Below are 12,392 nucleotides of genomic sequence, written 5' to 3'. Positions count from 1 at the left end.
AACTCAGCATTTGAATTTCCAAATAAATAAGGAACAGCACGAATAACAACGGAATCATCTGAAAAAACATCACTTTCATATCCCAATTCTTCAAATATACTCTTGTTATTCACATATATTTCCATTAATTCATCAGTTAAAGATATATTAACTGGAAAAGCTATATTTTGTGATATTACTTCGTTTTCTTGCATTTGTTTTGTTAATTTTTCATAATTAATTCTCTCATGACAAGCATGTTGATCGAATAAATAAATTTTACTATCAAACTCATCCTTAGCTAAAATATACGTTTTGAATAAAACTGTTAGTATATCAAATTTTTCATATTTTTTTAAAGAAGATTCCACTTCAATTTGTTCACTATCGTTATTAAATAAATTATCTTGATTTACTATCTTGTTACCACCAAAAAAATCTTCGGTAGTTTTTGGTTTTCTGATAATATCTTCTGCTTCATCTTTATATTTTATATTTCTCAAATTGCTTAATTTTGAATTATCATTAAAAAGGTTATAAGAATAAGTTGGCTCTGATACCTTATCGTATTTATAGTTAGTTAAGTTAGAATCAGATTCAAAATAATTTCTTCTTAAATCTTTGTATTTATCATCATCAGAAATCGCCTGGCTAATATTTGCAATTCTTGCATTATTTTCTAATAAAAATCTAACTTTTTTGTTAAGTTCTTCCAATATTTCATCTAAAATAGAAATTTTTACTTTTTGTTTATTGGGATGAACATTAACATCTACAAGCTTGGGATTTATTTCAAAAAACAGCCAAAATAATGGAAATCTCCCATTTGGTATTACAGATTTATAATTAGATTCTACTGTATTTCTAATGTCTTCTGATTTAACAAATCTACCATTTAGAAATATATATTGCATCTGTCTATTAGCTCTATACAAATTATTATTTGAAATATAGCCATGGATTTTGTAATCTCGTGAATTTATATCAATATCTAGTAGATTATTGGACATTGAAGTGCCAAATAAGTTAATAATATTCTCCCTTATGGAAGAATTCTTTTTTGTTTCAAACAAAGTCTTATTATCTTTAATGTATTTAATAGAAACATCTGTGTTGCAAATAGCAAATTTGTACATTGTAGTTGTTATTAGATTTGCTTCTGTCTGATCTGTCTTCATAAATTTTTTTCTTACAGGTACATTGTAAAATAGATCTTTGATTACTATTTTAGTGCCGACATTCATTGCAACATCAGATTCACTTATAACTTTTGAATTTCTAAACTCAACTTTCTTCCCAATTTTTTCTGATTTTGTTCTCGTACTTACAGAAAGTTTACTCACAGCAAGAATACTAGCTAGTGCTTCTCCTCTAAAACCTAATGTCCTTATATCATACAAATCATCAAATTTTTCAAGCTTACTAGTTGAGTGTCTTTTAAATGCTAATTCTATTTCGTTTTTTTCAATTCCAGAACCATTATCGCTAACAGATATAAAATCTTTTCCACCATTTTTAATTTCTACAACAATGGTATCACTTCCAGCATCTATAGAGTTTTCAACCAACTCTTTTATAACTGAAACAGGTCTTTCAATAACTTCACCTGCTGCGATTTTTTGAATTGTATCTTCTGACAATAACTTAATCATCTTTATCACCTAATTTCGAAGCTTTAATGACAAGCTCATTCAACAGTTGTAGGGACTGAAGAGGAGTAATCTCATTTATGTTAATATTTTGAATTTCATCCTTGAAGTTTTCCAATTCACTAATATTATTTTCATCGTTCTCATCGTTTGGAACTGCAAAATCTGCAATTGGTAAATCAATTTTAGTGTCTTCCTTATCAATTTCTTTTAAAATTGATTTTGCTCGTTTTATAAGAGACTTTGGCATTCCAGCTAATTCAGCTACTTCAATACCATAGCTTTTATCAGTTGAACCTCTAGTAATTTTTCTTAAAAATATAATAGAGTCATTAGTTTCTTTTATATCGACTTTCATATTTATAAGATTATCCAACTTCTTTTCTAATTCTGTAAGTTCATGATAGTGAGTTGCAAACAAAGTTTTTGCTTTTATATTCTTTGAAATATATTCAACGATAGCCCAAGCAAGACTTAGTCCATCAAATGTTGATGTGCCACGGCCAATTTCATCTAAAACTAATAAACTATTTGATGTTGCATATTTAATAATGTTGCTCATTTCTTTCATTTCCACCATGAAGGTAGATTCACCTTTAAATAAGTTATCACTTGAACCAATTCTTGTAAAAATCTTGTCCACAATCGATATATTAGCCTTAGTAGCAGGTACGAATGAACCAATTTGATTCAATATACAAATCAAGGCAACTTGTCTTAGGTACGTAGATTTACCACTCATATTAGGTCCAGTAATTAACTGTATATCATTTTTGCCTGATCCTATTAAAATATCATTTGTTATGAACTCAGATTGGCCCACACTCAACTCCACTATAGGATGTCTTGATTCTAGTACATCAATTAATCCATAAGTATTGATATCAGGCTTAATATAATTATTCAAGTAAGCACATTTAGCAAGTGAATTTGATACATCAATAATTGCAATCAAATCAGCTGATTTTTTTATTCTAGATAAATTTTTTAGAATTATTTTTCTAATATCCTCAAATATTTTATATTCAAGTTCAAATATCTCATCCTCAGAATCTAAAATTTTTGATTCTATTGCTTCTAATTGTTTAGTTTTAAATCTTGATGAATTAGTCAGTGTTTGTCTTTTTTCGTAATCATCTCCAACTTTATTTAAGTTAGATTTGGTTACATCAATGAAGTAACCAAGTTTTTTATTGAAAACAATTTTTAAGTTTTTAATTCCTAACCTATCTTTTTCAGACATTTCATATTCTACTAATTCATTTTTTCCGTTAACTCTGTTATACCTCAATTGATCTAATTCATTAGAAAAATTAGATTTTATTAAGTTTCCTTCTGTCAAAGTTACTGGAGGATCATCAACTATTGATTTGTCTATCAAATCGTATATGTCTCCTAAATCATCTAATTTTTCTCCTATTAATTGTATGTTTTTCTTGTTGCAATTTAAGAGAGTTTTTAAATATGGAATCTTTTCAATAGAAACTTTTAAAGCAATTAAATCCTTGGCATTGGCACTTTTATATGATAATTTAGCTATCAGTCTATCCAAATCGTATATACCATCAAGACTATCTTCTAAATTAACTAATAACTCATAATCTTCAAAAATTTCTTCAACCCTACTTTGTCTAGTTAGAATTTTTTCTTTATCCATCAATGGTCTTTCTAGATAACTATGCAATAGTCTAGATCCCATAGATGTTTTTGTATGATTCAATACTCCGAACAAACTACCATTTTTAGAATTTGTGTATAAGTTTTTTTGAATTTCTAAATTAATAACGCTATTAGAATCAATCTCCATAAATTCATTAATATAATATTTACTAGAGCTATTGATATGAACTAAATCCCCTTGATATCTGAACACATATTTTAATAAATTCGCAACACAAATATTAGTTGTTTCACTGTTGCTATTATCGTATTCTATCTTGCTATTAATGAAATCTAAAGCATTAGTGCTATTATTAATAGTTGTCAATACAATAGAAAACTTAGTTGCTATTGTTTCTAATGATTTGGCTGAAAACTCATGATCATTAAATATAATTTCCTTCGGAGTAATTTTTGAAATCTCATTTTCAATTATTTTATAAATATCATCAGATGTAGAATTAGTATATGAAACATCACCCGTTGAGATGTCTATATACGAAATAGCTACTTCATTTGATTTTTTTGAAATACTCATCAAGTAATTAAAATTTCCAGTGTCAGAATTCTCATTTTCAATTACTGTAGCAGGAGTATAGATTTTAATAATTCCTCTCTTCACTAAACCTTTTACTAATTTGGGATCTTCTAGTTGCTCACATATAGCAACTTTGTATCCTTTTGATACCAATTTATTAATATAAACATCACTAACATGGTAAGGAATACCACACATTGGACATTTTTGGTTTTCTCCACAGTCTCTTTGTGTCAAAACAATTTCAAGTTCCTTGGATGCTAGTAATGCATCTTCAAAGAACATTTCATAGAAATCTCCTAATCTAAAAAATAATATACAATCTTTGTTTTGTTCTTTTATTTCTTTGTATTGTTTGATCATAGGAGTATAACTCATATTAATCCACCATTTCCCCTGTTAATGCAAAAGAATTAAAATCTACAATTTTCGTATTTACTAATTTCCCTATATAAGATTTATCACATTTAACATTTACTAATTTAAATGTCCTAGTTCTTCCTGTCATTACTTCAGGATTATTCTTGCTTTCTCCTTCAATTAATACTTCTTGTATAGTTCCAAGATAAGATTTGTTTTTCTCGTAAAAAATCGGATAAGCAACATCTAAAAGTCTTTCTAGTCTATCTTGTTTTACATCTTCATCAACTTGATCTTCGAATAAATCAGCTTTTGTTCCCGGTCTTCTGTTATATTTAAATGTAAAAGCTTGTTCGTATCCAACTTTTCTAACCACATCTAAAGTGTCTTGAAAATCCTCTTCGGTTTCTCCTGGAAATCCTACTATAATATCAGTTGAAAAAGTAATTCCTTTTACGCTTTTCTTTAATTTTTCTACCTTTTCTAAGTAAGATTCCTTAGTATATCTCCTATGCATTCTTTCTAGAACCGAATTTGATCCTGCTTGAAATGGTAGATGAATGTTTTCGCAAACTTTATCTAATTTACCCATAGCATCGATTAGTTCATCCGAAATATCTTTAGGATGACTTGTCAAAAATCTTAATCTTTCAAGTCCTTCAACGTCGTTAACCTTAGTTAATAATTCCGTAAACGTAACAGGATTTTCAAGTGTTTTACCGTAAGAATTTACATTTTGTCCAAGTAAAGTTATATCTTTATAGCCTTGATCTACCATTCTTTTCACTTCAGATAAAATACTTTCAACAGATCTACTTTGTTCTCTTCCTCTTGCATAAGGAACTATGCAATAAGTGCAAAAATTATTGCATCCTGTCATTATATTTACATATCCAACATATTCATTGTCCCTTTTGATAGCAATATCTTCGTCAATATCATCTTTTCTTTCAATATCTACAACTAATTTTCCACTGCTTAGGTGTCTATCTATAAGATATGGTAATGAATTTATGTTATTTACTCCAAATACTATATCTACTTGTGGATATTTTTCTCTAATTATATCTCTCGCTGGGCCAGTTTGCATCATACATCCACAAACTGCAATAAGCATATCTGGATTTTCTCTTTTTAAGTTTTTCAATGCTCCTAATTGCCCATAGACTTTCATTTCTGCATTTTCTCTTACCAAACAAGTATTAAAAATAATAAAGTCTGCATCTAATTTTTCATCAGATTGTTCAAATCCCATGTTTTCTAGTAATGTTTTGATTTTTTCGGAATCATGTTCGTTCATTTGACAACCATGTGTAATTATCGAATAAGTCGGAGCATGTCCGTGTCTATTTATAAATAAATTAACATAAGAATTTGAAGCTAATTTATTATTGTTTTCTTCCATTTAAATCTCCTTTATAAAATATAAGCCATCGATATTCGATAGCTTATAAATAATTTTTAAATTTTAATTAATGTAATTGTTATATTATCATCGGATTTATTAATTACATTTTCTAATAATGTATTGCATTTTTCGTTTACGGTTAAGTTTGATTTCAAAATATATTCAATACTACTATTATCAATGAATTTGTAAAAACCATCGGTAGCCATGAGTATCTGATCATCAGAGTTTAATTCCTTAATAATATAATCAGGTTTATCCATACTTAAAAAGCCAAGTCCTCTTGTTATAGCATTTTTAAAATTTTCATTATTTTTTACTACATGGTCTTTTGATATTTGAAAAAACCCATATTCATTTTGTAAATAAGCTCTGCTATCTCCAACATTGAATAAATACATTGTATTTTCTTTAATAATAGTAGCTAAGAATGTTGTTCCTATATTATTTAGGCAATTATTTGATTTTGAGAAATCCAAAATTTTATAACCCGCATGATGAATTGATCCATAAATTAGATCTTTCATGCTAAGTTTTTCATCGTAATGATTTTTAAAACAAATCAAAAACTCTTCAACAGCAATTTCAGAAGCTTTTTCCCCGTATTTGCATCCTCCCATACCATCTGCTATTAAAAATATTTGAGAATCATTGAAAGTTTCATTTTTATAGTAGTCTTCATTTTTTTCTCTGATATCACCCTTATATGAAATCGAAAAATACTCCATATTATTCCCCACTGTTATTATCGTTTTTCCTAGTATTTTCATTATCAGATTGTTGATTATTATCTGAATTAGAATCATTATTATCTACACTAGAATTATCAGTTTCATCTTCATTAGGTCTTTCATTTTCTTCAGGTGGAGTATATTCATCTTCAACCGTTTCTGTTTTTCTTGCTTTACCAGAACTTACAGTTATAGTAATGAAATCTCCATTTTTAATATTTCTACCAGCTTCAATGCTTTGGTCAATTACTACACCTTCATCATATACTGAACTTTTTTTGTATCTAACTTTCTTAACATTTACACCTAGATTAGATAGCTCTTTTTTAGCTTTTTTCAAATTTAAACCTATTAAATTAATCATAGTATCTTCTTTTTCTAATCCAAGTTCTACCTTAATTTTTTTCTTAAATAAAAGCTTATCGCCAACTTTTGGGCTCTGACCAATAACTACATATTTATTAAAATCTGACTTATCCACGCTTAATGATTTATCCACAACTAATTCAATGTCATTCGCTGTAGCTTGATCAACAGCAAGTCTTAGGTTTTTTCCAACATAGTCAGGTGCTTTTGGCCTCAAATTATAGTAAAAAATTATTGCTGCAGCAGCAATAAAAGCTAATAATACAGATGTAAAATACACTAAGAAAGATTTAAGATAATTATGAGATTTATTTTTATTCTTAATTTCTTCTTCAAATAAATTTTCATCTATTTTATAGGACATATTTTTTTCATGTTCATTTTTTAAATCTAATTTAATTGTATTATCTATAGATTCATTATTTGAACCTGTCATTTTATAATTATTAATTTCATTTAAATCTTTCATAATACCTTGAGTATCATCATATGAGTTATTTCTTAAATTTTGATAAAAACTATTTAAACTACTATTTTCAATATCTATATTAGAATTTTCTAAAATTTCTAATAATAGGTTAATATTATGATTTAACTGAGCTTCACTATTACCAAAGTTTTCACCATCGAAGTTTTTGAAAATATCAATCTTAAAATTATTATTTTCATCTACTGACATATTATAAATTCGTAAATTCCCAAAAAATATTCCATTATTTTCTGAATAAATTAATGAAAGTAAAATTTTTCTCAAAATATCAAATAGAAAAGATTCTGAAACATCCTTTCTTTTGAACAAATTATCCAATGATATTCCGTCAAAAAACTCATAAGTTAAAAAACACTTATCATCCGAACTAATAATTAAATCATACATTTCCAGAATATTAGGATGATGTAAGTTTGATAAAGATTTTAAACTATTTGTTAATGTATCAAAATATTTATTGTCGTTATATTCCTTGAAACTAAGATATCTATTTAATTTTTTATCGTATGCTTTAAATGTCGTAGAAAATTCGTCTTCATTTATTTTTCTTTGAATTTCGTATCTATTATTTTCCACATTTGCCTCCAGTATTCTCCTAATATTTTATCATAATTTAATAGCTAAAACAAAAAAGCTCTCAAAAAATGAGAACTTAAATTTTACTGTTATTTATCAATATATGAAATTATTTCATTAGAAGTTTCGTCAATTGTTTTATACGTAACATTAATTATTTTACAGCCAATCTTGTTCATAATTTCTTTTGCATAATCAAGCTCTTTTTCTATTCTTGAATCGTCTGAGTAGCCTAATTGCAAACCAATTTTAGCCATTCGATTTTCCCTGATATTATTAAGTTTATCAGAATCAATAATCAAACCAATAATTTTTTTCTTATCAACTTTGAATAATTCAGAAGGGACTTTTACTTCTGGTAAAATTGGAATATTACATACTTTATAATTTTTGAATGCTAAGTTCAAACTCAATGGAGTTTTTGAAGTTCTTGAGACCCCTATTAATATAATATCAGCTTTTAGAATACCAAACTTATCCTTACAGTCATCGTATTTTACGGCAAATTCTAAAGCTTCCATCTTTTCAAGATATTCTTGGTCAACTTTTCTATTCAATCCTACATCAAATTTAGGTTGTTGCTTAAAAAACTTACTTGAAACTAAAATAGGATATGATAAAACATCTACTAAATAAATCGATTCATTCATTTCTGTTTTCTCAATTAAATAATTCATCAAATCACGATCTACGATTGTTGAAAATATTAGAATTTCTCCATTAATATCGTTTAATATTTTATCAATCTGTTCTTTTCTAATAATTTTTGAGAATTTTTTTATTCTAACATTTTTAATATCAAAATGAACTTTAACAGCATCCAAAACTTGATTTGCTGTTTCACCTGTAGAATCAGAAATAACTGCCATGGTTTTATTCATAACATTCTCCTTAATTTATTTTCTTAAATACACCTTTGAAAATTAATTTATAGTAAGGTAAGTCTTCATCAGAACAGTTTTCCAATTTTTCTAATAAATTACACAAATTATTGTTATCTAATTCCATCGGAGTATACTTACACTCACTAGAGTTTGCTTCCAGCATCTTTAGAATTTGAACCATTAACTTACCATTGTTTTTTGTATTTAACTCATGAAGATTAGTCAATAAACGATTTGATTTAAAGATATTCAAAGTATCATAATTTATCACATCAACTTCATCAAAATCATAACCTAATTTTATACACTCATCTCTATAAACATCAAGAATAATTTCTTTTATACTTTTTTCAAAATACTCATAATCTACTATTCCCTTGTCTTGGAGAAATACATATAAAATTTTAGTAATAAAATCACTTAAATTAAAATCTAATTCTGATTTAAGTATTATTGAAATCACAGATGTTATTGTTTTTCTTAACTTATAATTATATTTAAAATTATCATCACTATTAGATATTATGTAAGACATAACATATTCCATTTTGTCAGAAATTGCAACAATTCTAGCAGCAGTTGAATTTGGAATGTTTTCAGATATGAATCTCGGTTTAATGTGTTCATATACTCCGTCGTAAACAATCTTATCTTCTCCATCAGACTTAGCATACAATCTTCCAATTAACCCGTGTAAATAAGAACATTTTTGCACAATTTCAGTAGCTTTATCCGCTTTACATAAAAATGCTATCCTTCTAACAGAATCAATAGTTTCCTGACTAACTGAAAGCATTTTACATAATTCAATTGATATCTTTATTAGTCTTTGAGTTTTGTCATAAAAGTTACCATAATTATTGATATAATTGACTGTTTTCAAATCTTCAACAAAGTCTTCAAGTTTTCTATCAGATTTTTGGTTTATCAAATTATTTATTTCTTCTAATTTGTCATTAATTTTTTGAATCAAAACATGGGAATCTTCAGAATTCTTGTTTTTAGCGTAAACAAAAAAGTTTGAACTATTTCCGTTATCAAATTCCATCGGTAATACTGTAAAATTTTCCATCAAAACTGTATAAAGTATTGATTTATCGATACATAAAAATTTTTCGTCAAATGATCCTTCAACGCTTACAGGATAATCAAATTTATTTGCATATTCATTTAGTATGCTTTTGTTATTAATAATTGAACAACCATTTGCTCTAGCAAGTTTATTAGCGTTTTTTTCAAATGATTGTAATCTTTCTTCTTTTTTTAATATGATTTGGTTTTTTAGTAACTCTGAAGAAAAATTGTTAAAAGTAGAAGAATTAACTAAGCTATCATCTTTATCTTCTTTTAATCCTTTTAATTTTATTGTTTTATTTTCTTTTTCATTAAAAATTTTGATGTATAAGATAGACTGTCTAAATGATAAACTTTCTGAATCATAATTGTACTTGAAATTTATCGAATCAATAGCTTTATTTATTACATTTTCATAATCTTCTAGTGTATATCCTGTATTTTCTAAATTAGTAATGTAAATAAAAAAATGATCTTTTATTGTATCCAAATCTATACTTGAATATACTAATTGCAGTTTTTTTAATTCTTTTCTTATTTTTTCGTCAAGCGATCTATTTATAAATCCTATAAAATTCTCAGGAATATTATTAGTCACTATATCTATTAATAAGTTATACATTATTTCTCCTTACAAATATTCAAGGTAACCTAATGACCCCAAATATTCAATTCCAAAATTGTTCATCGTGTATTTTAGCAAAATTTTTAAAATTTCGTTTTCATTTATAGATTCAAACTTTTTATTAACTATATCATCATACCTATTTTTCATTAAGTATATCATATATTTTGCATGTAAATTATCTATTTGGTAGTATTCTCCATCGGAATCTACAAATCCGCCATCTAAATAAAACCTATTATGACTATTTTCATAAAACATACTTGGTTGATACCCAAGATATGATACTAGCTTCAATACAAACGCATTTATTAAAGCGTACTGATTATCCGAATATTTTGATAAGAATATTACTGTTTTCAATATTAAAGAGTATACTTTTGCATTACATACTTCATTGTAAAAAATTGACTTTATTAAATCAACTATAACCAAACTAAATAATTCTGATTTATAGTTAGTTCTTATATTAAAATTAGAGTTAATTAAATCATAATCCACCAAATAATAGAATTGATTTCCTTTTTTTAAGGTAAAATCATTCACTGACAGAACATTAAATTCTATAATTGATTTCATGGAATTAATATTATTGATGAAAATCCCAATAATACCTTCTTCTTTACAGAAAACGTTCAATATTATAGAATTTTCTCCATAAATTATATGCTCCAACACAATAGCTTGTGTCTTGATGTAATCTTGTTCCATTAATTGTAACCCAAATACCTTAATCTAGAATCTTTATTTCTCCATTCTTCATCTATTTTAACCCATAGTTTCAGATTTACTTTAGCGTCTAATAATTGTTCAATATCAATTCTGGCATCAGTTCCAATTTTTTTTATCATTGATCCTTTTTTCCCAATTACCATTCCTTTATGACTTTTTTTCTCAACAATAATAGTAGCATCTATATCTATTAAATTCCTGTCTTGTCTTTCTTTGAATTTTTCAATAGTTATAGCTATTCCATGTGGTAATTCATCGGATAAATTCATTAGGGCCTTTTCCCTAATTAGTTCTTGTACAATTTGTCTAATAGGTTGATCAGTTACGCTATCTTTGTCATAATACATTGGACCTTCAGGCAAATTATTTTTTAAAGAAGCTAAATATCCTTCTACATTATCTCCGTTCAATGCGCTTATTGGAATTATTTCTTCAAATATTCCAACTTTACTGTACATTTCTACTAATTCATTGACTTTATCACTTGATGTTTTATCTATTTTATTGATTAATAGAATTATTTTTGTATCAACTAATTTTAATTTCTCAATAATTTCAGAGTCTAGTTTTCCTATTTCTTCAGTAGTATCTACAATATATGTTATAACATCAACCTCATTCAAAGTTGACATCGAAACTTTGAGCATATAATCTCCGAGTTTATTTTTTGGTGTTTGAATTCCTGGGGTATCTAAAAATATTGCTTGCATATTTTCGTCAGTATATATCAATTGTATTTTGTTTCTTGTAGTTTGAGGTTTGTCAGAAATAATCGTTAGTTTTTCTCCTAGAACTCTATTTAAAAGAGTTGATTTTCCTACATTACTTCTGCCTATAACTGAAATAAATCCAGATTTAAACATTTACATCATCTCCACTAAAACCATGAGGTAATAAATCTTCAATATTATAAATCTTATACTCATTTTCATTTTTAGCTATTATTATTTTTGTAGCTTCATTAGAAAATTCTTTAATTACTTGCCTGCAAACCCCACAAGGATAAGTGAAATCAGAATCTCCAATTATTAAAATAGTATCTATTAACTTAAATCCTTCAGATACCATTTTTGAAATTGCAGTTCTTTCTGCACAAATTGTTGGGCTAAATGAAGCATTTTCAATATTACAACCTCCATAATAGTTCCCTTCTATGTCTTTGACACAACATCCTACGTTGTAATTAGAATATGGCGTGTATGCGTTTTGTTTATATTGCAAAGCAATTTTATACATTTTATTAATTTCCATAATACTCCTAAATAATTACTTTAAATAATAATATTGCCACTAATGTCCCAATTATGCCACCAACTATAAC

10 protein-coding genes are annotated in these 12,392 nt (G+C 26.6%); all 10 read right to left on the bottom strand.

The window, feature by feature from the left end:
- Positions 1-1,631: DNA mismatch repair endonuclease MutL (mutL, locus tag KHW44_RS02415; RefSeq protein WP_304065520.1), on the bottom strand; the 1,631-nt coding region annotated here is incomplete at its 3' end.
- Positions 1,624-4,203: a DNA mismatch repair protein MutS gene (gene mutS / locus KHW44_RS02410; RefSeq protein ID WP_304065517.1), complete on the bottom strand. Its 2,580-nt coding sequence runs from the start codon at positions 4,201-4,203 to the stop codon at positions 1,624-1,626. The genes mutS and mutL, both read right to left, overlap by 8 nt.
- A gap of 1 nt (position 4,204) precedes the next feature.
- A complete protein-coding gene (gene miaB, locus KHW44_RS02405; RefSeq protein ID WP_304065515.1) occupies positions 4,205-5,590 on the bottom strand; it encodes a tRNA (N6-isopentenyl adenosine(37)-C2)-methylthiotransferase MiaB in 1,386 nt (461 codons plus the stop codon).
- A 56-nt stretch (positions 5,591-5,646) separates the two neighbouring features.
- Positions 5,647-6,321, bottom strand: a complete 675-nt coding sequence (locus KHW44_RS02400) for a protein phosphatase 2C domain-containing protein (protein WP_304065513.1) — start codon at positions 6,319-6,321, stop codon at positions 5,647-5,649.
- Between the two features lies 1 nt (position 6,322).
- Positions 6,323-7,756, bottom strand: a complete 1,434-nt coding sequence (locus KHW44_RS02395; RefSeq protein WP_304065511.1) for a PASTA domain-containing protein — start codon at positions 7,754-7,756, stop codon at positions 6,323-6,325.
- A gap of 89 nt (positions 7,757-7,845) precedes the next feature.
- Positions 7,846-8,637, bottom strand: coding sequence for a pyruvate, water dikinase regulatory protein (locus tag KHW44_RS02390; RefSeq protein ID WP_304065509.1), 792 nt, complete (start codon positions 8,635-8,637; stop codon positions 7,846-7,848).
- A 10-nt stretch (positions 8,638-8,647) separates the two neighbouring features.
- Positions 8,648-10,336: a glycine--tRNA ligase subunit beta gene (locus KHW44_RS02385; RefSeq protein ID WP_304065506.1), complete on the bottom strand. Its 1,689-nt coding sequence runs from the start codon at positions 10,334-10,336 to the stop codon at positions 8,648-8,650.
- Positions 10,337-10,345: 9 nt separating this feature from the next.
- The gene (gene recO, locus KHW44_RS02380) at positions 10,346-11,050 is read right to left on the bottom strand and encodes a DNA repair protein RecO (protein ID WP_304065503.1); all 705 of its coding nucleotides are present in this window, start codon (positions 11,048-11,050) and stop codon (positions 10,346-10,348) included.
- Positions 11,050-11,934 carry a GTPase Era gene (era, locus tag KHW44_RS02375; RefSeq protein WP_304065500.1) on the bottom strand — a complete coding sequence of 295 codons (885 nt, stop codon included), beginning with the start codon at positions 11,932-11,934 and terminating at the stop codon, positions 11,050-11,052. The genes recO and era overlap by 1 nt, the downstream gene beginning before the upstream one ends.
- Complete coding sequence (gene cdd, locus KHW44_RS02370) at positions 11,927-12,322, bottom strand: cytidine deaminase (RefSeq protein ID WP_094203625.1); 396 nt, start codon at positions 12,320-12,322, stop codon at positions 11,927-11,929. The genes era and cdd overlap by 8 nt, the downstream gene beginning before the upstream one ends.
- Between the last annotated feature and the right edge of the window lie 70 nt (positions 12,323-12,392).

It is taken from the genome of Finegoldia magna (assembly GCF_018371055.1).
GTDB lineage: Bacteria > Bacillota > Clostridia > Tissierellales > Peptoniphilaceae > Finegoldia > Finegoldia magna_I.
This window is presented reverse-complemented; position numbering and strand designations above follow the sequence as displayed.